General features: G+C 57.3%; 19 protein-coding genes, 1 tRNA gene and 1 pseudogene. 7 read left to right on the top strand and 14 right to left on the bottom strand.

What is annotated here, in order from left to right:
* Positions 1-170, top strand: a pseudogene (locus ACIQYF_RS23060) (5-dehydro-4-deoxyglucarate dehydratase); the annotation flags it as partial.
* A gap of 133 nt (positions 171-303) precedes the next feature.
* Positions 304-1,797, top strand: a complete 1,494-nt coding sequence (locus ACIQYF_RS23055; protein WP_402866403.1) for a YifB family Mg chelatase-like AAA ATPase — start codon at positions 304-306, stop codon at positions 1,795-1,797.
* An 807-nt stretch (positions 1,798-2,604) separates the two neighbouring features.
* Here ACIQYF_RS23055 and ACIQYF_RS23050 read toward each other — a convergent pair.
* From ACIQYF_RS23050 to ACIQYF_RS23040, 3 genes are all read right to left on the bottom strand, one after another.
* Positions 2,605-3,291 carry a DUF4225 domain-containing protein gene (locus ACIQYF_RS23050; protein ID WP_402866401.1) on the bottom strand — a complete coding sequence of 229 codons (687 nt, stop codon included), beginning with the start codon at positions 3,289-3,291 and terminating at the stop codon, positions 2,605-2,607.
* Entirely contained in the window at positions 3,288-3,815 is a 528-nt protein-coding gene (locus ACIQYF_RS23045) for an Hcp family type VI secretion system effector (protein WP_402866398.1), read from the bottom strand. Before ACIQYF_RS23045 ends, ACIQYF_RS23050 begins: the two co-directional genes overlap by 4 nt.
* A gap of 77 nt (positions 3,816-3,892) precedes the next feature.
* A complete protein-coding gene (locus ACIQYF_RS23040; protein ID WP_402866396.1) occupies positions 3,893-4,813 on the bottom strand; it encodes a LysR substrate-binding domain-containing protein in 921 nt (306 codons plus the stop codon).
* Positions 4,814-4,963: 150 nt separating this feature from the next.
* On the opposite strand from ACIQYF_RS23040, the gene ACIQYF_RS23035 reads away from it, so the two are divergent.
* Positions 4,964-6,370, top strand: coding sequence for a NorM family multidrug efflux MATE transporter (locus ACIQYF_RS23035; RefSeq protein ID WP_402866394.1), 1,407 nt, complete (start codon positions 4,964-4,966; stop codon positions 6,368-6,370).
* A 124-nt stretch (positions 6,371-6,494) separates the two neighbouring features.
* Here ACIQYF_RS23035 and ACIQYF_RS23030 read toward each other — a convergent pair whose 3' ends face one another.
* Entirely contained in the window at positions 6,495-8,162 is a 1,668-nt protein-coding gene (locus tag ACIQYF_RS23030) for a putative bifunctional diguanylate cyclase/phosphodiesterase (RefSeq protein WP_402866392.1), read from the bottom strand.
* A 262-nt stretch (positions 8,163-8,424) separates the two neighbouring features.
* Between ACIQYF_RS23030 and rep the strand changes: the two genes are divergently transcribed.
* Together rep and ACIQYF_RS23020 are read left to right on the top strand one after the other, a co-directional pair.
* A complete protein-coding gene (rep, locus tag ACIQYF_RS23025) occupies positions 8,425-10,434 on the top strand; it encodes a DNA helicase Rep (protein WP_402866390.1) in 2,010 nt (669 codons plus the stop codon).
* A gap of 56 nt (positions 10,435-10,490) precedes the next feature.
* Positions 10,491-11,063, top strand: a complete 573-nt coding sequence (locus ACIQYF_RS23020; protein WP_402866387.1) for a xanthine phosphoribosyltransferase — start codon at positions 10,491-10,493, stop codon at positions 11,061-11,063.
* 92 nt (positions 11,064-11,155) lie between these two features.
* Here the strand turns inward: ACIQYF_RS23020 and ACIQYF_RS23015 are convergent, their stop codons facing one another.
* The 6 genes from ACIQYF_RS23015 to dadA form a co-directional block, all read right to left on the bottom strand.
* Positions 11,156-13,078, bottom strand: a complete 1,923-nt coding sequence (locus tag ACIQYF_RS23015; protein ID WP_402866384.1) for an acetyl-CoA hydrolase/transferase C-terminal domain-containing protein — start codon at positions 13,076-13,078, stop codon at positions 11,156-11,158.
* Between the two features lie 135 nt (positions 13,079-13,213).
* Positions 13,214-13,627, bottom strand: a complete 414-nt coding sequence (locus tag ACIQYF_RS23010; protein WP_402866408.1) for a c-type cytochrome — start codon at positions 13,625-13,627, stop codon at positions 13,214-13,216.
* 180 nt (positions 13,628-13,807) lie between these two features.
* Positions 13,808-14,356, bottom strand: a complete 549-nt coding sequence (locus ACIQYF_RS23005; protein WP_402866381.1) for a cupin domain-containing protein — start codon at positions 14,354-14,356, stop codon at positions 13,808-13,810.
* Positions 14,357-14,483: 127 nt separating this feature from the next.
* Positions 14,484-15,557 (bottom strand): alanine racemase, encoded by a 1,074-nt coding sequence (gene alr / locus ACIQYF_RS23000; protein ID WP_402866378.1) that lies wholly within the window; start codon positions 15,555-15,557, stop codon positions 14,484-14,486.
* 101 nt (positions 15,558-15,658) lie between these two features.
* On the bottom strand, positions 15,659-16,012 hold the full coding sequence (locus ACIQYF_RS22995) for a RidA family protein (protein WP_402866375.1): 354 nt from the start codon (positions 16,010-16,012) through the stop codon (positions 15,659-15,661).
* A complete protein-coding gene (gene dadA, locus ACIQYF_RS22990) occupies positions 15,984-17,285 on the bottom strand; it encodes a D-amino acid dehydrogenase (protein ID WP_402866372.1) in 1,302 nt (433 codons plus the stop codon). The genes ACIQYF_RS22995 and dadA overlap by 29 nt, the downstream gene beginning before the upstream one ends.
* Before the next feature lie 156 nt (positions 17,286-17,441).
* On the opposite strand from dadA, the gene ACIQYF_RS22985 reads away from it, so the two are divergent.
* Complete coding sequence (locus tag ACIQYF_RS22985) at positions 17,442-17,930, top strand: Lrp/AsnC ligand binding domain-containing protein (RefSeq protein ID WP_003437842.1); 489 nt, start codon at positions 17,442-17,444, stop codon at positions 17,928-17,930.
* Positions 17,931-18,013: 83 nt separating this feature from the next.
* Here ACIQYF_RS22985 and ACIQYF_RS22980 read toward each other — a convergent pair whose 3' ends face one another.
* Positions 18,014-18,955 carry an alpha/beta hydrolase gene (locus tag ACIQYF_RS22980; protein WP_402866367.1) on the bottom strand — a complete coding sequence of 314 codons (942 nt, stop codon included), beginning with the start codon at positions 18,953-18,955 and terminating at the stop codon, positions 18,014-18,016.
* A 110-nt stretch (positions 18,956-19,065) separates the two neighbouring features.
* Here ACIQYF_RS22980 and ACIQYF_RS22975 point away from each other — a divergent pair, with 110 nt between their 5' ends.
* Positions 19,066-19,668 (top strand): DUF6436 domain-containing protein, encoded by a 603-nt coding sequence (locus ACIQYF_RS22975; RefSeq protein ID WP_402866365.1) that lies wholly within the window; start codon positions 19,066-19,068, stop codon positions 19,666-19,668.
* Here ACIQYF_RS22975 and ACIQYF_RS22970 read toward each other — a convergent pair.
* The 3 genes from ACIQYF_RS22970 to ACIQYF_RS22960 all read right to left on the bottom strand — a co-directional run.
* A tRNA-Ile gene (locus ACIQYF_RS22970) sits at positions 19,669-19,741 on the bottom strand. It abuts the gene before it with no gap.
* Positions 19,732-21,012 (bottom strand): MFS transporter, encoded by a 1,281-nt coding sequence (locus ACIQYF_RS22965; RefSeq protein WP_402866405.1) that lies wholly within the window; start codon positions 21,010-21,012, stop codon positions 19,732-19,734. Before ACIQYF_RS22965 ends, ACIQYF_RS22970 begins: the two co-directional genes overlap by 10 nt.
* 2 nt (positions 21,013-21,014) lie before the next feature.
* The coding region (locus ACIQYF_RS22960; RefSeq protein ID WP_402866362.1) for a hypothetical protein at positions 21,015-21,324 on the bottom strand (310 nt) is incomplete at its 5' end.

Here is a 21,324-nt window from a genome sequence, read left to right as displayed (position 1 = left end):
CGTACCTGGACATCCGCAACCGCAAAGCCGGTTACGCGGTGAGCATTGTCAAGGCCGGGGCCACTATTTCTGGGCACAGCGCAGGCCCGGTGCGCGCCCCGCTGACTGATTTGTTGCCAGAAGAATACGAAGCCCTGGCGGCCTTGATTCACAAACAAGGCCCGCAATAAACGCCACGTACTGTCAACGGTATGCGCGGGCGGGCTCGCGCCTGCCCCCATTCACATCCAGTATTCATTCCAGCTCAACCCTTGGTCTTCGATTCGCGCAGGATGCGTGCTTTGCCAACTCAAGGAATGAGTCATGTCACTGGCCATCGTTTACAGCCGCGCACAAGTGGGCGTGGAGGCTCCAACCGTCACGGTCGAGGCGCATCTAGCCAATGGGTTGCCGGCATTCACTCTGGTCGGGCTGCCTGAAACAGCGGTCAAGGAAAGTAAAGACCGGGTGCGCAGCGCGATTCTCAATGCCAGCCTGGATTTTCCCGCGCGCCGTATCACCCTCAATCTGGCGCCCGCCGACCTCCCCAAGGACGGCGGGCGTTTTGATTTGGCCATTGCGCTGGGCATTTTGGCCGCCAGCGGGCAACTGCCGGCCAAGGCGCTGGAGCAGGTGGAGTGCCTGGGGGAGCTGGCGTTGTCGGGTGCCATTCGCTCGGTCCAGGGTGTGCTACCTGCCGCGTTGGCAGCGCGGGCGGCGGGTCGGGCGTTGGTGGTGCCGCTGGCGAATGCCGAAGAGGCTTGCCTGGCCTCGGGTTTGACCGTGATTGCGGTCGAGCACTTGCTGCAGGTGGTGGCGCACTTTGCGGGGCGCGCGGTGATTGAGCCCTATGCCGCCAGCGGCTTATTGCACGTGAGCAAACCGTACCCCGATTTGAGTGATGTTCAGGGGCAACTCTCGGCCAAGCGGGCGTTATTGATCGCCGCCGCTGGTAGCCACAATCTGCTGTTCACCGGGCCGCCGGGTACCGGTAAAACCTTGCTGGCGAGCCGTTTGCCCGGCTTGCTGCCGCCGCTCAACGAGCAAGAGGCGCTGGAGGTGGCCGCCATCCAGTCGGTCGCCAGTCACGTGCCTTTAAGTTGCTGGCCGCAACGCCCGTTTCGCCAGCCGCACCACTCGGCCTCCGGCCCGGCGTTGGTGGGCGGTGGCTCGAAACCACAGCCTGGCGAAATCACCCTGGCGCACCACGGGGTGTTGTTTCTCGATGAACTGCCCGAGTTCGACCGTAAAGTTCTGGAGGTACTTAGAGAGCCCATGGAATCTGGGTTCATCGTGATCGCCCGTGCGCGGGACCGCATGCGTTTTCCGGCGCGTTTTCAACTGGTTGCCGCCATGAACCCCTGCCCGTGCGGCTACTTGGGCGAGCCGACCGGGCGTTGCCGCTGCACCCCGGAACAGATCCAGCGCTACCGCAACAAACTCTCTGGCCCTTTGCTCGACCGCATCGACTTGCACCTGACGGTGGCCCGTGAAGCCACATCGCTCAACCCTACCCTAGCGCCGGGTGACACCACCGCCAACGCCGCCGCACTCGTCGCGGCGGCGCGCGAGCGCCAGTTGCAGCGTCAGGGCTGTACCAATGCATTCCTCGACCTGCCCGGCGTGAGAACCCAGTGCACCCTGAGTGACGTGGACAACACCTGGCTGGAAACCGCGTGCGAACGTATGACCTTGTCACTCAGGGCCGCGCACCGCTTATTGAAAGTAGCGCGCACATTGGCGGACCTGGAACAGGTTGAATCCATTGAACGCAAGCATCTGGCGGAGGCGTTGCAGTACCGGCCAGTGAGTGGCTGACGGGTTTTTTTGTGGGAAAGTTCTTGAAAGTTATGCGGCGTAATCTTTAAAGCAAGTGCTATTTATCTCAATATCCGTAATGGATAGTTTTTCGAGTAGATAGGCCTGAATGAGGAAGGTATATTCGAGTTTTTGTACTGGGTGCAAATAAACAGTGGTTTTAAATCTTGGTTGTGGTGGTTTGTGCATATTGCATACTTATCGTTGATAATTATTTTGTTTTTTTATCCTGACGATGGGCCCGCTGCTACAGTGGTACGTGTCGCACTTTTTGGTGTTGTTTTTTTAATAATCTATAAGTCCAAGATTCCTGAAGATCGAGGCATAAAGCAATTGATTCATTCTCGCGGAGTGAAGCGATTTTTAGTAGTGCGCTATTGGGTGATGAAAATATTCTGGAGGTTACATAAGGGTTTTGCATATCTTGCGATGTTTACATTAATTGCTCAGGAATTTTCCCCCGGTAAATAATCTGATATGAAATATTTGGAGTGAAAGCGCAAATTCACTTTGTTTGTGTTATAGAATATTTTTTGGAATCGATAGAGGCTTTTAGTGGAGAGTAAGGAAATGAATTTAGAAAATATTAGGCATCATCTAATGGTGTCATTATTAGTTTTCGGTTGTGCTATTTTTTATACTTTGCTAATTGTCTGGGTATTAAAAAAAATAATCCCCCTGGACGGGGTGATATTAAAATTTATTTATGTTGTTGTGTACTTTAGTATCGTTTTTTTTGGGTTGCGATTTTATATTCCAAGGTTGCGAGGGATTGTGTGAAGTGATCACTATAATCACCCCGTGCGGCTATTGGCTTTTTTCTTCCTTGCTCATTGAATATAAAGTTGTGGCGTCAACAGTGCCTTCAAAAAATAACGCCAATCGTCCAGCTTGCTTGTAAGCATGTTCATAATTAATTGTGTCCCGTCTAAAAATCTGCACTGACCCAGGTATCCGGACCCGCCGGAACACACCATAAGCGGATAAAGTCAAGTCCGTGGTGCCGTATGCAATATTACCTTCGTACACTCCACCTGCAATCTCTTGGTAAAGCCATCTGGTTGGGCCAACGACACTTGGCTTATTAGGGCCGTTATAAATATTTCCCAGTCCCTCATATATGTTGTTAACACCATGTGAAATCATGAGTCCTCCAATAGGTATAGCTGTTCCACCGGATGCACCTATAATAACCGTACCCAATTCAACCTGTACCACCCCGCTCGCTAAAGTTATGCCGTTAACCATAAAAAACCCCGCCTTACCTCGAAGTGCCTCGTGCTCATCCCAAAGTGCCTCAACCCCCTCAGCCGCACTCATAACTCCGTCTTCAATATCCTGATAAACCTCTTCTGTAAAAGCACTGATTTCACCGAGAAAACTTAGCCGCATAGCGCCATCATTTATGTGCGCGGCACCGACTTTGCAGCCAAGCGTCATCAGTTCTTCGGCGGCTTGGTCGACGTCTTTTAGAGTGCAGAGTGGGTCTTTCATTGTTGAGTCTGCCATGTCATGCCGGCGCTGGTTCGGGCAACGATATGTTCCAGAATAATGTCGCCATAGCGAATGGACACGGTTTCGATGGGTTGCGATTTTCCGCGTGACGTCGCGGGCGGCACGCTGAGGGAGATGTGGGCAATGCGGGCTTCGCGTAATTCTATTTTGTAGTACTTCTCTTCACCGACAGTCGCTGAGGGTCGGTACAGGTGAATAATGCATTTCACGTATTCACCGTCATCCAGTGCCTTGGCAAGCAGGGGGGATGATTTATCAATGTATTTGGTGATCACCACCGGCGCATGTCTGGCGTTGCTGCCGAACTCGCCGCTGTTGTTGCCCGAGAGCAGGCTGTGGTCGACAGACAACACCATGATTTCATCAATATGATTTGCCTGGCACTTGTTACCCATGGAATCCGGTGTGGAGCAACCGGCTGAAATGAGCCCGCTGTTTATGCCGGTCAGGGTCATATAACTGTTATTCGCCACGAATTGCTTCACCTGTTCAGGTAAAAGCATGCAGTCTATGGCGGGTCGATTTGGTTGATGTGTAGGGCAATTCTGAATATCGCGCAGAAACCGATAATTAAATCGACTCAGCCCAATCGTTCCACTTCCGGCAATTCCATCGCGGCTACTTCATTTTGTAAGAAGTCACTCAAGCGGCGCAGGCGTTCACCACCGGGACGGGTTTTTGGCCAGACCAAGTAATAGTTTTCGCCGCTGGACACGGCCGCCGGAAACGGCAGGCTCAAGCGATTTTGGGCCACGTCTTCGGCCACCATCAGCAAGTCCCCCATGGAGATGCCGTAACCTCGAGCGGCTGCGATCATGCCCAGTTCCAGGGTGTCGAACACTTGCCCGCCCTTCAGTGAAATCTGGCCACTCAGGCCCATGCAATCGAGCCAGCGCCGCCAGTCTCGACGGTCGGGCGTTGGGTGCAACAGTTCAGTACCCGCCAAACGTTTTGCATCCCATGGTTGATCGTCCAGCAGGTTGGGGGCACCGACCGGTATCAGCATTTCCGGAAACAATAGCGTGACCTCCCAGTCGGGTGGAAAGTGGCCGCTGCTCAGCAATACCGCGCAGTCAAAAGGCTCCAGATTGAAGTCCACATGGTCGATGTCCATCCAGGCGCTGGTCAGTTGCACTTCGTTACCTGCCTGCAGGTGGCGAAAGCGGCTAAGTCGGGCCAATAGCCAGCGCATGGTCAGGGTCGAGGGCGCTTTCATACGCAGGATGTCATCTTCGGCGCGCAGAGTAGTGCAGGCGCGTTCAAGTGCGCTAAACCCTTCACGTACGCCTGGTAATAGCAGCCGGGCGGCTTCAGTCAGTTGCAAGGTGCGGCCGTTGCGCTGAAATAAGCGACAGTCGAAATGGGCTTCTAGCGTTTTGATATGTCGGCTGATGGCGCTCTGAGTGATCGACAGCTCTTCTCCGGCTCGGGTAAATGAGTGGTGACGTGCTGCGGCCTCGAAGGCGCGCAAAGCATAAAGAGGAGGAAGACTGCGACTCATGAGGAAAAATCCGATTGTGCGACGGGAAGACCTATTGAAAGCGGTATATAGCATGAGTATTAGTCATGTCAGTAATCGTTTTTATCCTTTTGCTTAATCTACCCAACGCGCCGAGAATCAGCCTTTCAACGCACTTAAGAAATCAAACCGATGACAAAACAGCATCCAGTACGTATCGAGCTCTGGGCTATTCTGCGGCTGGCAGGGCCGCTGATCGCCTCGCAGTTGGCGCACATGCTGATGGTGCTGACCGATACGCTGATGATGGCTCGCCTGAGTCCAGAGGCTTTGGCCGGTGGCAGTTTGGGGGCTGCGAGTTACTCGTTCGTGTCGATTTTTTGCATCGGCGTAATCGCAGCCGTCGGCACGCTCGTGTCGATTCGTCAGGGCTCTGGCGATATTGAAGGGGCCACGCGTCTGACACAGGCAGGATTGTGGCTGGCGTGGGCGTTGGCCCTGGTGGGCGCGCTGGTGCTGTGGAATATCAAACCGCTGTTGCTGCTATTTGGGCAGACACCGACCAACGTTGAGGCGGCCGGTCAGTTCTTGTTATTGCTGCCACTCGCCCTGCCCGGTTACATGACGTTTATGGCCTTGCGCGGCTTTACCAGCGCCATGGGTCGGGCAACCCCGGTGATGGTGATCAGCCTGATTGGCACCGTGGCCAACTTCCTGCTCAATTACGCGTTGATCACCGGCATGTTTGGCCTGCCAAAACTGGGACTGATGGGGATTGGTCTGGTAACGGCGATTGTTGCGACCTGCATGGCGCTCGGGTTGGCCTGGCATATCCATAAACACCCGGCTTACGACGCGTATCCGATTCGCCAAGGTCTGTCGCGGATTAATCTGACGTATTTACGTGAACTGTGGCGCCTTGGTTTGCCGATTGGCGGCACTTACGCGGTAGAAGTCGGGCTGTTTGCATTCGCAGCTTTGTGCATGGGGACCATGGGAAGCACGCAGTTGGCTGCGCACCAGATCGCGTTACAGATCGTGTCTGTGGCGTTCATGGTTCCAGCGGGCATGTCGTACGCCATCACCATGCGCATCGGTCAGCATTATGGTGCTGGCAACTTGCTGCGAGCCCGTCTGGCGGGCCGCGTGGGTATCGGTTTCGGCGCAGCGGCCATGCTTGGGTTTTCAGTGGTTTTCTGGTTCTGGCCGAGCCAGTTGATTGGCCTGTTTCTGGATTACAACGATCCTGCGTTTCGCCCCGTGTTTGAGTTGGCGGTCAGCCTGTTGGCTGTGGCGGCGTGGTTCGAGTTGTTTGATGGCACGCAAACCATCGCCATGGGGGCGATCCGTGGGCTCAAAGATGCCAAGACCACCTTTCTGGTCGGGCTGTTTTGCTACTGGGTGATCGGCGCGCCCACTGCCTGGCTCATGGCATTCACGTTCGGCTGGGGGCCGACAGGTGTTTGGTGGGGCTTGGCCTTGGGCCTGGCGTGCTCGTCGGTCAGTCTCACATTGGCGTTTGAATGGAAGGTGCGGCGCATGCTCAAGCGTCAGCGTAAGGCGGCGAAGGTGGCGGCAATGGGCGAGTTGTCTATGTGATGAGCTTCTGTAGCCGCTGGCGAAGGCTGCGATAAGGGCCGACGCCTTCGCTTGCCATTCGATGCCGAGTACCGCTGCGCCGCCCATCGCAGCCTGCGGCAGCGGCTATAAGGGCGGTAGTGTTTTAAACAGCTTGCGACGCCCCCGGCTGAGCCCCAAGGCTCAAATATTCCACCAGTTCGGTGATCGGCAACGGTTTGCTGATGAGATAGCCCTGCACCTGATCGCAGGCAAAATCACGCAATAGCGCCAGCTGCTCCGGGGTTTCTACGCCTTCGGCCACGACTTGCAATTTAAGGTTGTGCGCCAGGTTGATCATTGCGTGCACCAGTTTGCGGTTCTCTTCGCGATCTTCCATGCCACCGACAAAACTTTTGTCGATTTTAAGCAGGGCAATGGGCAGGCTGTTGAGGTGCACAAAGGATGAAAAGCCGGTACCAAAATCATCCAGCGAGAAGCGCACCCCCAGTCGGCCCAGCGCATCCATGGTCTGTTTGACCATGTCACTGCGGCGCATGACCGCTGTTTCAGTCAGCTCAAACTCCAGCCATTGGGCATCAACCCCGTGCTCGGCGATCAGGCGGCTGAGGGTCGAGAGCAACTGGCTGTCCTGGAACTGGCGGAACGACAGGTTGACGGCCATGTGCAGTGCGGTCAGCCCGTGTTCGCGCAGTGCCTGCATGTCACGCAAGGCCCGGGAAATAACCCAGTAGCCCAACGGCACGATCAGCCCGCTTTGCTCGGCCAGCGGTACAAATTCGCTGGGTGCGAGCAGGCCACGCTCGCCGTGGCGCCAACGCACCAGGGCTTCGACCCCTACAATCAGGCCCGAGCCCAGCTCCAGGCGCGGTTGGTAATGCAGTTCAAGCTCGTCACGACGCAAGGCCCGGCGCAGTTCACTTTCCAGATCGGCGAGGCTGCGGGCATTGCGATTGATGCGCTCGTCGAACACGTGATAAGTGCAGCCCTGTGTGCTTTTGGCCTGCCGCATGGCGATGTGCGCGTGCCACATCAAGGGATCGGCCCCTGCATTGGTGCGGGCGTAGGCGATGCCCAGGCTGCAGCCGATCAGCAAGCTTTCGCCGTCGATCCAATAAGACTCGGCCATGACCTCGGTGATGCGCTCGGCCATCCAGACGGCGCGCTCGGCACCCTCGCGGGTATCGATCAACAGGGCGAACTCATCGCTGCCCAGCCGAGCCAACTGGTCGCAGGCTTCGAGTTGGCTTTTAAGGCGTGCCACCACTTGCAGGATCAGGCGGTCACCCGCCTGATGCCCCAGCGCGTCGTTGGCATGGCGAAAGTTGTCCAGGTCCAGATGCCCGAGGGCGATACCGCGCCCATCAGTTTCGGCCAAGCGCACTGCTAACAAGGTCTGAAAGCCCTGTCGGTTGGCGATGCCGGTCAGCGGGTCTTCTTCGGCCAGGCGGTGCAACGTGTGTTCAAGTATGCCGCGTTCGTGCAGATGGCGCAGACAGCGGCGCAGCACGTCTGTGTTCAGGCTGGTGTTAACCAGCCAGTCGCTGGCACCTTGAGGCGGCATCGCCGGCTCGGTGTCCAGCAACAAGACAGTGGACAAGCGACAGCGACCCACGAGGGGCTGCAGGTCCGGGGTTGTCAGGAGCAGCGCATGTTGATCGTTGTCGAACAAATAGCTGACAGATTCCCAGTTCGGCGCGCACATTAATACGACCGAGCTGCCCATGGGCGTCAGACACTCACGCAATAACGCTGCCCAAGACGGCTCTGTGGCCAGTAGCAGCAAACGCAAGGGTTCAACAGGCGTAGACAAGCTGGCTCCCTAGACTCTGCATAAATTCAGGCGATGGGCATTATGGCGTGCTATTGGCTAATGGCAAATGACACCGTTTATCAATTGCACCTGATTGTGCATACCGGAAGGTAGGTGCAACCCGCTCAGGTATCCTGCGGCAAAGTAACAAAAGCGGCAAATTTAGATAGAGGGCTACGTCACACTGTCGCAGAGTGGCGGCAATATCCGCTCAGCCTGTTAAAATGCTCGCCCTTTTCGTCATCGACCCTTTATAACCGTCATGTCCCGACTCAATCCCCGGCAGCAAGAAGCCGTGAGCTACGTCGGCGGCCCTCTTTTGGTGCTCGCCGGTGCTGGCTCCGGCAAAACCAGTGTGATCACCCGCAAAATCGCACACCTTATTCAGAACTGCGGCATCCGTGCTCAGTACATCGTCGCCATGACCTTTACCAACAAGGCCGCCCGCGAGATGAAAGAGCGCGTCGGCACGCTGCTCAAAAAAGGTGAAGGCCGAGGCCTGACGGTGAGCACGTTCCACAACCTGGGGCTGAACATCATCCGCAAGGAACATGCGCGGCTGGGCTACAAGCCAGGCTTTTCGATCTTTGACGAGGCCGACGTCAAAGCGCTGATGACCGACATCATGCAAAAGGAATACTCGGGTGATGACGGGGTCGATGAAATCAAGAACATGATCGGCTCGTGGAAAAACGACCTGATCCTGCCGCCCCAAGCCCTGGAAAATGCGCGTAATCCCAAGGAGCAGACAGCGGCCATCGTCTACACCCACTATCAGCGCACGCTCAAAGCCTACAACGCGGTGGACTTTGACGACCTGATCCTGCTGCCGGTGAAGCTGTTCGAAGAGCACGCTGACATCCTCGAAAAGTGGCAGAACAAGGTCCGCTACCTGTTGGTTGATGAATATCAGGACACTAACGCCAGCCAGTATTTGCTGGTCAAATACCTGATTGGCACGCGCAACCAGTTCACCGTGGTGGGCGATGATGACCAGTCCATCTATGCCTGGCGCGGTGCTCGCCCTGAAAACCTGATGCTGCTCAAGGACGATTACCCGTCCCTGAAAGTGGTGATGCTGGAGCAAAACTATCGCTCCACCAGCCGCATTCTGCGCTGCGCCAACGTGCTGATTTCGAACAACCCGCACGCATTCGAGAAGCAGTTGTGGAGTGAGATGGGCCACGGCGATGAAGTGCGGGTCATTCGCTGCCGCAACGAAGACGCCGAGGCCGAGCGCGTTGCGGTCGAGATCCTGACACTGCACCTGCGCACGGACCGGCCTTACAGCGACTTTGCGATTCTGTACCGCGGCAACTATCAGGCAAAACTGATCGAGCTGAAGTTGCAGCATCATCAGATTCCTTATCGCCTTTCAGGCGGAAACAGCTTCTTCGGGCGTCAGGAAGTGAAAGACTTGATGGCCTACTTCCGGCTGATTGTGAACCCGGATGACGACAACGCCTTCCTGCGGGTGATCAACGTCCCACGGCGTGAAATCGGTTCGACAACGCTGGAAAAACTGGGCAACTACGCCACCGAACGCAAAATATCGATGTACGCGGCGACCGACGAAATCGGTCTGGGCGAGCATCTGGACAGTCGGTACACGGATCGCCTGTCCCGCTTCAAGCGTTTCATGGACCGCGTGCGCGAGCACTGTTCGGGCGAAGACCCGATTGCCGCGCTGCGCAGCATGATCATGGACATCGACTATGAGAACTGGCTGCGCACCAACAGCTCCAGTGAAAAGGCCGCTGATTACCGCATGGCCAATGTCTGGTTCTTGGTCGAGGCGTTGAAAAACACGCTCGAAAAAGACGAAGAAGGCGCCATGACCATCGAAGAAGCCATCGGCAAGCTGGTGCTGCGCGACATGCTCGAGCGCCAGCAAGAAGAGGAAGACGGTGCCGAAGGTGTGCAAATGATGACGCTGCACGCGTCCAAAGGGCTGGAATTCCCCTACGTGTTCATCATGGGCATGGAAGAAGAGATCCTGCCGCACCGCTCCAGCATCGAGGCCGACACCATTGAAGAAGAACGTCGCCTTGCCTACGTAGGGATTACCCGCGCACGTGAGACGCTGGCGTTTACCTTTGCGGCCAAGCGCAAGCAGTACGGTGAAATCATCGATTGCGCGCCGAGTCGTTTCCTTGATGAGTTGCCGCCGGACGATCTGGCCTGGGAAGGCAACGACGACACCCCCACCGAAGTGAAAGCGGTTCGCGGAAATACGGCATTAGCCGATATACGCGCAATGTTAAAACGCTAAAATCGACTACTTTTTACTCTACCTTCAGCGCATAGGCGCTATTCGAGGACGTTACGTTGGAAGCACTGCACAAGAAAATTCGCGAAGAAGGCATCGTGCTTTCCGATCAGGTTTTGAAGGTTGATGCCTTTTTGAACCACCAGATCGATCCCCAGCTGATGAAAGAAATCGGCGATGAGTTCGCGCGTTTGTTCGCTGATGCGGGCATCACCAAGATCGTCACCATCGAAGCCTCGGGCATTGCCCCAGCCGTGATGACGGGCTTGAACCTGGGTGTTCCGGTGATCTTCGCCCGCAAACACCAGTCCCTGACCCTGACTGAAAACCTGCTGACGGCCACGGTGTACTCGTTCACCAAGCAAACCGAAAGCACCGTCGCCATCTCCCCGCGTCATCTGAAAAGCTCTGATCGCGTGCTGGTCATCGACGACTTCCTGGCCAACGGCAAAGCGTCGCAGGCACTGATTTCGATCATCAAGCAAGCGGGCGCTACTGTCGCAGGCCTGGGTATCGTGATCGAGAAGTCGTTCCAGGGTGGCCGCGCCGAGCTGGACTCGCAGGGCTACCGCGTTGAGTCCCTGGCACGGGTTCAATCCCTGGCAGGTGGCAAAGTCACATTTATCGATTAAACACCCAGGCGTGGGTGCCGGCGCAGGCTGCGATCTTTTGCTCTTTTAACGATCGCAGCCTTCGTGCCTCGGCAGCTCCCACAAGGTGGCGGTTATCTTGCGGTCGCCTGCAACCCCGCCAGTAGCACGCGCTGATACAGCTCTTCGCGCAGTCCGTCCGGGTTGTCGAGGTGCATGCGCGCCAGGTGTTCGGGGTATTCCTGCGGTGAGGGTGCGTCGAGCGTGGCCTTGCCCAGTTCGTAGAGCTGCGTGAGTTTGAATTTGCTCTTGAGCCAGTTCAACGCTCGCAGCAGGTCTTGCTCCTGCGCGCTGAAATCGCTGCCCAGCGGGTACTCCGGGAACAAGTGTGGATGGCGCTTGGCAATCGCCTGCAAGCGTTCCGGGCTGTTGTTGGCAAAGCGTGGTTCCAGGCAAAAGTCGTTGGGCAGTTTGCCGATTTGTTGTGCCTGCGCGATCAGTTCGGTCTGGAAACGAGAGTCGGTGATGTTGAGCAGCGCCTCGATCACCTGCTTATCGGTTTTGCCGCGCAAGTCGGCAATGCCGTACTCGGTCACTACAATGTCGCGCAAATGACGCGGTATCGTGCAATGGCCGTATTCCCAGACGATGTTGGAGCTCACTTCGCCACCGGATTCGCGCCAGCTGCGCAGGATGATCACCGACCGTGCATCGTGCAGGGCGTGCCCCTGCGCCACGAAGTTGTATTGCCCGCCGACCCCGCTGAGCACGCGGCCATCTTGCAACTGATCTGCCACGCCTGCGCCCAGCAAGGTTACGGTGAAGGCGCTGTTTACAAAGCGCGCATCGCGGCGTTGCAGGCGTTTTAATGCTTCCTGGCCAAAGAGCTCGTTGATGTAGCTGATGGCGGTCATGTTGAATTCGGCGCGCTTGCTGTGAGGCAGTTCGTTCAAGCGCTGGTAAAAGTCGCTTGGGCCGAGGATGAAGCCGCCGTGAACGCTGACCCCATCGGTGTGCAGGCTTTCGTCCAGCGTGCCCGCGTTGGCTTGAGCCTGGCGTTCAACATCCGGGTAAACCTTGCGTCGAACGATGCCCGCGTCGACTAAGACCATGAGCCCATGCACAAACATTTCGCTGCAACCATACAGGCCTTGGGCAAAGGGCTCGACCCCGCCTTCGCGCTCAATCAGGTCGCGCCACGGGGTGACATCCATATCGTTGAGCAAGGCGCGATAGCCTTCACTGTCAGCCTGGCGTGCCAGCAAGGAAGCTGTCAGCGCATCGCCCATGGCGCCAATACCGATTTGCAGGGTGCCGCCGTCGCGGATCAGGGTACTGGCATGGTGGCCAATAAAGTGGTCTTGCACACTGACCGGCATATTGGGTGTGGAAAACAGTGTGGTGCGCTCATCGTCGTCGATCAGCAGGTCAAAATCGTCGGCGTTGAGCTCTGAGTCGCCAGGCATGTAGGGCAAGTCGCTGTGTACTTGGCCGAGCAACAGAATGGTCTCGCCCGCCGCACGGCGTTTGGCGATCATTGGCAGCAGGTCGAGGGTGATGTCGGGGTTGCAGCTCAGGCTCAGGCGATTGGCGTCCTGCGGGTCGCGGGCGATCAACTGCGCCACCAGGTTCAGGCCATTGGCGTTGATGTCGCGGGCGGCGTGGCTGTAGTTGCTGCTGACGTAATCCTGCTGCGCCGCATGGCTGTTAAGCAGACTGCCCGGCTGCATGAAAAACTGCTGGACGTTGATGTTGCGCGGCAGGCTGTCGCGGCGCAGGTCAGCGAGGTAGTCCAGCTCGATATAGTCGCCAAATACTCGCTCTACGAACGGTTCCAGAAAGCGTTTTTGCAAGCCATCCCCAAGCGCCGGGCGGCCCAGGCTTAACGCGGTGTAAATCGTCAGCTGGCGTTCTGGTAACTGTTTGATGCGCTGGTACAGCGCGTTCACAAAACGATTGGCCTTGCCCAAACCCAGCGGCAAACCGAGGTGGATATGCGTGGGTAGTCGAGCCAGCGCCTCATCGACTGCATGTTCGATCGAACAGGACTGCACCATCTAAGCCTCCAAAACCATCCGCGTATAGAGATGTGACCGAGAGTGGTCGATTTTGGTTGCAAAGACTAGCAAGACCCCTGCTGAACATTGCGAAACCCACTGCAGGTGCGAGCAGCCTACAGTGGCGTTGGCTTATTACAGGCCGGACATTTTCTGGATGGCGGCTTTCAGCTCGTCATCGGAACATTCTGCGCAGGTGCCTTTAGGGGGCATGGCGTTGAGCCCGGTGATGGCTTTGGCCAGCAGGCCATCAATACCGCCTTCTTTGTCGGCACGTACTTTCCAGGCGGCGGTATCACCGATTTTCGGTGCTTCGAGCAGGCCAATGCTGTGACAAGCGCTGCAGTGTTTGGCAATCACGTCATCAGCGCTCAGGCCTCCCCCACTGCCACCAGCCGCCGCAGTCACGTTCATGCCAGCGCACTCTTGGCCCTGAATGCAGACTTTGCCAACAGGTTCGAGGCGTTTTGCGATCTCATTATCAGTCGTTGCTTGAGCGTTGGCAGCCCATAGGGCCAGTACTGTTGCTGGTACGGCCAGCATTTTCATAATTAGGTTCACGCGTACACCCTCAATGGTGGCTATTCACGCCCACAACCACGGTTTTGCGGGCGGCGAAAGTATACCGTTTAGCCTGACACACTGAAACAACCCTAGAAAAAAAGGGGGAATAGAGCTGGCAAAATGAAATCGCGGGCGCCTCTAGAAACACGTAGGGCGCCGCTTTGCTTAGAAATTGGCGGGGGTGGCTGCGCTGATTAGTCGCGCCGCGACGTCGAACGGGTTGCGAAAACGGTGCGGTTTCGAACTCTCGAAGTAGTAGCTGTCACCGGCTTCGAGCACGAACGTCTCAAGGCCTACGATCAGCTCAAGACGACCCTCGACAAGGATTCCGGTTTCCTCGCCTTCGTGAGTCAGCATTTCTTCCCCGGTGTCAGCGCCCGGTGGATAAATTTCGTTTAGAAATGCGATCGCCCGACTCGGATGCGCCTTGCCGACCAGTTTCATGGTCACGGCGCCGTCTGAGATGTCAATCAGCTCATTGGCTTTGTAGACAATCTGTGTCGGTTTTTCCTGAAGGATTTCTTCGGAAAAGAACTCGACCATAGACATCGGAATGCCACTCAGCACTTTTCTCAGGGAGCTTATTGACGGGCTCACGCTGTTCTTTTCGATCATCGAAATGGTGCTGTTGGTGACGCCCGCACGCTTGGCGAGCTCACGCTGTGACAGGCCTTTCAGTTTGCGGATGGATTGCAGTCGTTCACCGACGTCCAATGCGGGAGCCTCCAGGGGATCAGATTCAGGTCAATAAGCCGCCATCATGGCGATAGCGTTCAGTATTTACAACACTTCGACCTCAAACCTGCGTGCCCATTTGGCCCCGCATACTGCATACAACCCATCAGCCCCCGGAATAGAGGCGCGGCGCTCGTTTCAGGTTGCAAAAAATCTGGTAGGGAATGGTTTCAGCTTTTGTCGCGACTTCGCTGGCGAGGATGTTTTTGCCCCACAACTCAACCGTTGAACCGAGGCCTGCCTGCGGTACATCCGTGAGGTCGATGCACAGCATGTCCATGGATACCCGGCCCAGCAACTGGCTGCGTTGACCGGCTACCCAAACAGGGGTGCCCGTGGGGGCGTGACGTGGGTAGCCATCGGCATAACCCATGGCAACCACGCCGATGCGCATCGGTTTAGGGGTGATGAACTTTGCGCCATAGCCTACCGGCTCACCGGCGGGCAGTTCACGCACGTTAATCACTTTGGATTCCAGTGTCATCACCGGCTGTAAGCGTGCGGCGTGCGTCTGGGCTTCTTCGAAAGGCGACGCTCCGTAGAGCATCAGGCCCGGGCGCACCCAGTCGCTCGGCACACTTGGCCAGCCAAGAATGGCCGGTGAATTGCGCAAGCTGACTTCGGCAGACAAGTCGTCACGGGCAGCCAGGAACACGGCTACCTGCTCTACGCTGCGCAGGCAGTCCAGTTCATCGGCGCGGGCGAAGTGGCTCATCAGCACAATCTTCGCGACGTTTGCGCTCGCTTGCAGGCGCTGATAAGCGGTTTTGTAGTCGCTTGGGTGCAGGCCCACGCGGTGCATGCCGCTGTCGAGTTTCAGCCACACTTGAATCGGCTTGGCGAGCTTGGCTTGCTCGATAGCCTCGAGTTGCCATAACGAATGCACCACGCACCAAAAGTCATGCTCGACGATCAGCGGCAGTTCATCGGCTTCGAAAAAACCTTCGAGCAGCAGCACGGGGGCGCGAATACCGGCGGCGCGCAGTTCCAGCGCTTCTTCGATACAGGCGACGGCAAAGCCATCAGCCTCGCCCTCCAGGGCTTGGGCGCAACGTGCGGCACCGTGGCCGTAGGCATCGGCCTTGATCACGGCGAGGGCTTTTGCCCCCGTCACTTCACGGGCCAATTGGTAGTTATGACGCAGGGCTTGAAGGTCGATAAGGGCACGGGCTGGGCGCATGGCGGCGGGCTTCTAACGGCTGTTGAATAAAAAACCGGCGCTGACCCGCGGCGTAAACCGTGTGCCGCACCGCAAGAGGAACTGTGTTTGAAATGTTGACGTTATGGCAGTGCGGCCACAACAGACAACTCAACCAGAATTTCAGGCTCGCACAGCTTGGCTTCAACTGTGGCACGGGCAGGTTGTGCGCCTTTAGGCAGCCACTCATCCCACACGCTGTTCATGCCCGCAAAGTCGGCATCAATGTCTTTGAGGTAGATGGTCACCGACAGAATGTGGCTTTTGTCCGTGCCGGCCAGATCCAGCAGGTGCTCGATGTTTTTCAGCGTCTCGCGGGTTTGCTGCTCAACCCCTGCGTTCATGTCGTTGCCGACCTGACCGGACAGGTAAACAGTACCGTTATGAGCCACGATCTGGCTCATGCGGTTATTGGTGAGCTGGCGCTGGATTGCCATGTTTTGCAGTCTCCTGGTGGTTGCCGTAACGAGAAATATCGAGGCCTTCGGTGCTGATCTGTGGGGTCTTTTTGGCCATCACGTCAGCGAGGAAGCGACCAGAGCCGCATGCCATGGTCCAGCCGAGTGTGCCATGGCCGGTGTTCAGGAACAGGTTTTTGAATGGGGTCGCGCCCACAATCGGCGTGCCGTCAGGCGTGGTTGGGCGCAGACCGGTCCAGAAGCTGGCCTGGCTCAGATCGCCGCCCTGAGGATAAAGGTCGTTGACGACCATCTCCAATGTTTCGCGGCGACGCGGGTTCAATGACAGGTCAAAGCCGGCGATTTCAGCCATGCCGCCCACACGAATGCGGTTGTCGAAGCGGGTGATCGCGATTTTGTAGGTCTCATCCAGAATCGTCGACGTAGGTGCCATGTCCGGGTTTGTGATCGGGATGGTCAGCGAGTAACCCTTTAGCGGGTAAACCGGAGCCTTGATGCCCAGCGGCTTGAGCATTTGCGGCGAGTAGCTGCCCAGCGCCAGTACGTAGCGGTCAGCGGTTTCGAGCTTGCCGTCGATCATCACGCCATTGATGCGATCGCCCGCGTAGTCAAGGTGCTGAATATCTTGGCCGAAGCGGAATTCGACACCCAGGTTTCTGGCCATTTCGGCCAAGCGGGTGGTGAACATCTGGCAGTCGCCAGTTTGGTCATTCGGCAAGCGCAGGGCACCGGCCAGGATGTCGGTGACGTTGGCCAGTGCTGGCTCAACCCGGGCAATGCCGGCGCGGTCCAGTAGCTCAAAGGGTACGCCCGACTCTTTGAGTACGGCGATGTCTTTGGCCGCGCCGTCCAGTTGCGCCTGGGTGCGAAACAGTTGGGTGGTGCCCAGGCTGCGAGCCTCGTAGGCAATACCGGTTTCGGCACGCAGCTCGTCGAGGCAATCACGGCTGTACTCGGACAGACGCACCATGCGCTCCTTATTCACCGCATAACGGCTGGCGGTGCAGTTGCGCAGCATCTGCGCCATCCACAGGTATTGGTCCACATTGGCAGTGGCTTTGATCGCCAACGGGGCGTGACGCTCCAGCAGCCATTTGATGGCCTTGAGCGGTACGCCGGGTGCGGCCCACGGTGAGGCATAACCAGGGGACACCTGGCCGGCGTTGGCAAAGCTGGTTTCCATGGCAACAGCTGGCTGACGGTCTACGACGACCACGTCGAATCCGGCTCGGGCCAGATAATAGGCGCTGGCAGTACCAATCACGCCGCCACCCAATACCATAACGCGCATATTTTTATCCCTCATCGCGGCCAGCCGCAGACGTTTATTGTTCAAAGCGAAGATGGGGGCAGTATAAGAAGCATTTGCCAGTGAGTTTCACTGTATAAGCGGCTATATTTGGCGACAATTCTCGCCCCAAACGCTTTTGACAAAGGAGAATCTCCTATGCGTACAAATCACCAGACAAAGCGTGAGCTGGACAAGATTGATCGCAATATTTTGCGCATCTTGCAGGCCGATGGCCGTATCTCGTTTACCGAGCTGGGAGAGAAGGTCGGGCTGTCGACCACCCCCTGCACCGAACGGGTACGCAGGCTGGAGCGCGAAGGGATCATCATGGGCTACAACGCCCGGCTCAATCCGCAGCACCTGCAGGGCAGCTTGCTGGTTTTTGTCGAGATCAGCCTCGACTACAAGTCTGGCGACACCTTTGAAGAATTCCGACGCGCCGTGCTGAAACTGCCCCATGTGCTGGAGTGCCATCTGGTGTCCGGTGACTTCGACTACCTGGTCAAGGCACGGATCAGCGAAATGGCGTCGTACCGCAAACTGCTGGGCGATATTTTGCTCAAGTTGCCCCACGTGCGGGAGTCCAAGAGCTACATCGTGATGGAAGAAGTCAAAGAAAGCCTGAACCTGCCGATCCCGGATTAAGGCTGTAGCAGCGAGCTTGCTCGCGATCTTTTAAAGATCAAAAGATCGCGAGCAAACTCGCGCCTAAAGGGTCCGTTTTGAGGTCAGAAGTGCTGATCCAGAAACGCAAAATACTCTTCGCGGATGTCGAGCGTTTCATTGGCCAGGTGGTGACGGGCCTGGGGAATCAGCAGCACCTGCGGATGATTGAACTTGGCGTCCAGCACCTTGAGGTTGTGTTGCCAGTCCACGGTTTTGTCCGCCTGTCCCTGAATCACCAGGGGCTGGCGTGCGCTCGGCGGCATGGCCTCGACGCGGGGGATCCAGCGCGCCATGGCGCCGACCCAGGCGGTGGGCAGGCGCACAGGCTGTAGCGGGTCGGCCTGCAAAAACGGCATAAAGTCCGGGTCGTTGGTGTTCTCGCTGAAACGCCGCTCAATGCCTTTAACGAAAGGCCTGAGCAGGTAATAGCTGAACTTGGACCACTGCCAGTCTTTGGGCCGCACCAGCGGGGCCATCAATATCGCCTTGCCTTGGGCCGGACTCTTATCGCCGTAGCGCAGTAAATGATCCAGCACCACCGCGCCGCCGGTGCTTTGCCCGATCAAGTGCCAGGGTTGCGGCAGCGCTAACGATTGCGCCTCGATAAACAGCCCTTGCAGCGCCTCTTGATACTGCGAGAAGTCATCAATACTGGCGCGCTCGCCACTCGACAGCCCGTGCCCCGGCAAGTCGCAGGCGATCACCACAAAGCCGTGGTTCAAGCCCCACTCAATCACATGCCGATACAGCCCCATGTGATCGTAAAAGCCGTGCACCACAAACAGCGTTGCCACCGGCGTGGACTCGGGCCACCAGACTTGGCTGACCAGTTCATAGCCGCCCGCACTGAAGCGGCCCAGTTGGCGACGCACTGGCACTGCGCGCTGGGCGAAGTCCAATCCATAAAAATGCTGGTACGCCAAACCCTCCCTCGATAGCGGTTGGCCTGCGACCAGAGGCTGCAAGCTGGTGCGCAGGGAATCGGGAGAAAACGCGGCGGGCATAAGGGGTTCCAAACAGAAAGGCATGAGGGCACAACAGTCTTTATAGACCGACGATATTCATCTGTCAGTTCAAGCATGGCAAGCTACGCGACCCTTAAGGATCATTTTGCATGCCTGTGCCCACCGCTAAAACCTGGCTTGCCTGTCTGCTGGCGCTGACCTGCGCGGTAGGGTTGTGGGCCGCCTACGATTGGTTTCAGGGCCGTTACATTCGCGTGTTCAGCGATCAAACCGCGCTGTTTGCCGGCGACGTGCTCAGCCTGCCCGCCGAACTGTCCGGCCCAGGGCCGATTCGTGTGGTGCACTTCTGGGACCCGGCCTGCCCGTGTAACGTGGGCAATCAGCAGCACCTGAGCGAATTGCTGGCGACTTACGCCCCGCAAGGGGTTGAATTCTATTCCGTGCAAAAGCTCGGGACTCACGGCCAGCTTCCGGCGACCTTGGGCGCTATCAAGCCCTTGGCCAGCTTGCCGGGCGCTGAGCAGCTGAGCGTCAGCCCGGCCGTTGCCATCTGGGACCGCAGCGGCCAACTGGCCTACTTTGGCCCCTACAGCGAAGGCGCCACCTGCAATGCCAGCAACAGCTTTATTGAGCCCATTCTTCAGGCCTTGAACCAAGGGCGTTCGGTGAAAGCCACCCATACGATGGCCGTGGGGTGTTATTGCCCGTGGCAAACGCCACAGTCACCGCCCGTAGGGCTTGAATACAATTGATTGGCCGGGAAGGGCTCGAACCTTCCACCTCACCCTTATCAAGAGTGCGCTCTACCCGCTGAGCTACCGGCCAGTTAACTTATCCACAGGCTGCTGACCTGTGTGCCCACTCCAATACCGCTGCCCTGCCCATAGCATCAAGCTGGCAACGAAACAACAAAGGGCGAGACTGGTAAATACCCCCTGAATGTCCAGCATTTCGCCCGTGCTGCGTCCAGCGAGAATGACACCGAAGCCTGCCGCCAAGGTGATGATGGTTTTGGTCAGGCCGCTGGCCACACCCGCTACGTGCTCACCCACAACAGCTTGCGTCGCGATTAAGGTCAGCGCATTGGCGACCCCTAGAAATCCTCCACACAAGGTGACCAGCAGCAGATAGAGCCATTCGCTTTGTGCAAACGCAGCGCCCAGCAGTAACGCCGCGCTGGCGCACAGGCAGGTAGCCATCGCTCTCACTGCGTCAGATGACGGGATGCGGCCAGCAATGGGCCCACCGCAGGCCAGAAGCACCGCCGAGCCAAGGAATGCGATACCTGCTTGCAAGGGGCTCAACCCCCACACGCTTTGCAACGACAACGGCACCACAAACAGATGCACCACCGTCGAGGTATTCACCACGGCCCCGGCTAACGTCAGCATCCAGTACGGTGCATTGTGAAACAGGCAGGTATCAATCAGGGGGGTGGCAGCGCGTTTTTCGCGCCACACGAACAGGCCTAAACTGAGCACCAGTGCGCTGGTGACCACGACCGTTTTTGGGCCTGCCCATGCGGGGCGCCCCAGTTCATCAAGCAACAAGCCGAAGGCGACCAGCCCCAGACTGACCAACAGCAACCCAAGCCCATCCACGGCTGCACGCTTGCCTGGCGGACGCTGCTCGGCTATTCGCCAGCAACAGCCGAGTGCGAACAGCACGACAGGCAGATTGATCCAAAAAATAAACCGCCAACTGAACCACTGGGTCAACGCTGCGCCTATAAAAGGGCCAGTCACTGTGGCGATAGCCCCAAGACCTAGTGCCAAACCCATTGCTCGACCGCGACGTGCACTGGGGTACATATGGCTCAATAGCGCCAGGCCCGAAGGCATAATGCAGGCTGCGCCGATGCCTTGGAGCGCACGGGCTGCAATCAGGGCAGTGAGTGACGGAGCAATGGCACACAGCAATGACGCAAGGCCGAATAGCGCGAGCCCTATGCGCAACAGGCGGCCATGGCCAAACCCATCACTCAACCGTCCGGCAGCCAGCATAAAGCTGCCGACGGACAGCAAATAGCCACTGATGACCCACTTAAGTTGCTCAACCGATACCGCAAAATCATGTGCGATGGGCAACAGCGCCATATTCAATGCAAACGCATCGAGCTGAATGCAAAAGATCCCGGCTGAAAACGCCAGCAATGCCAGGCGTCGGCGCGATAGAGTTGCGTAAGTTGGGCATGCACGTGTTGATAACTTGTCGATGCCTGAACCCCTTGGCAGGTGATAAAGCGAAACTGTTCATATACGTGCTCGCTTTCGCCGAGAAAACGCTTCCCTAATGGCAAGGCGGTGGTCAACGGTAACCGCTCCATGAACCCCACATTCAAAGCCGCCGCGTGATCCCGGATGCTGTGCTCCCGATTTCTTTCTGGAGCCCATCCGCCATGATGCGTC

It is taken from the genome of Pseudomonas sp. NPDC096917, assembly GCF_044762555.1.
Taxonomy (GTDB): Bacteria; Pseudomonadota; Gammaproteobacteria; order Pseudomonadales; family Pseudomonadaceae; genus Aquipseudomonas.
This window is presented reverse-complemented; position numbering and strand designations above follow the sequence as displayed.

What these genes read in the sequence shown, in the direction of transcription:
- ACIQYF_RS23055 (WP_402866403.1), top strand. Translation starts at nt 304, where the DNA reads ATGTCACTGGCCATCGTTTACAGCCGCGCACAAGTGGGCGTGGAGGCT.
- ACIQYF_RS23050 (WP_402866401.1), bottom strand. Translation starts at nt 3,291, where the DNA reads ATGAAAGACCCACTCTGCACTCTAAAAGACGTCGACCAAGCCGCCGAA.
- ACIQYF_RS23045 (WP_402866398.1), bottom strand. Translation starts at nt 3,815, where the DNA reads ATGCTTTTACCTGAACAGGTGAAGCAATTCGTGGCGAATAACAGTTAT.
- ACIQYF_RS23040 (WP_402866396.1), bottom strand. Translation starts at nt 4,813, where the DNA reads ATGAGTCGCAGTCTTCCTCCTCTTTATGCTTTGCGCGCCTTCGAGGCC.
- ACIQYF_RS23035 (WP_402866394.1), top strand. Translation starts at nt 4,964, where the DNA reads ATGACAAAACAGCATCCAGTACGTATCGAGCTCTGGGCTATTCTGCGG.
- rep (WP_402866390.1), top strand. Translation starts at nt 8,425, where the DNA reads ATGTCCCGACTCAATCCCCGGCAGCAAGAAGCCGTGAGCTACGTCGGC.
- ACIQYF_RS23015 (WP_402866384.1), bottom strand. Translation starts at nt 13,078, where the DNA reads ATGGTGCAGTCCTGTTCGATCGAACATGCAGTCGATGAGGCGCTGGCT.
- ACIQYF_RS23010 (WP_402866408.1), bottom strand. Translation starts at nt 13,627, where the DNA reads ATGAAAATGCTGGCCGTACCAGCAACAGTACTGGCCCTATGGGCTGCC.
- alr (WP_402866378.1), bottom strand. Translation starts at nt 15,557, where the DNA reads ATGCGCCCAGCCCGTGCCCTTATCGACCTTCAAGCCCTGCGTCATAAC.
- ACIQYF_RS22995 (WP_402866375.1), bottom strand. Translation starts at nt 16,012, where the DNA reads ATGGCAATCCAGCGCCAGCTCACCAATAACCGCATGAGCCAGATCGTG.
- dadA (WP_402866372.1), bottom strand. Translation starts at nt 17,285, where the DNA reads ATGCGCGTTATGGTATTGGGTGGCGGCGTGATTGGTACTGCCAGCGCC.
- ACIQYF_RS22985 (WP_003437842.1), top strand. Translation starts at nt 17,442, where the DNA reads ATGCGTACAAATCACCAGACAAAGCGTGAGCTGGACAAGATTGATCGC.
- ACIQYF_RS22980 (WP_402866367.1), bottom strand. Translation starts at nt 18,955, where the DNA reads ATGCCCGCCGCGTTTTCTCCCGATTCCCTGCGCACCAGCTTGCAGCCT.
- ACIQYF_RS22975 (WP_402866365.1), top strand. Translation starts at nt 19,066, where the DNA reads ATGCCTGTGCCCACCGCTAAAACCTGGCTTGCCTGTCTGCTGGCGCTG.
- ACIQYF_RS22965 (WP_402866405.1), bottom strand. Translation starts at nt 21,012, where the DNA reads ATGGCGCTGTTGCCCATCGCACATGATTTTGCGGTATCGGTTGAGCAA.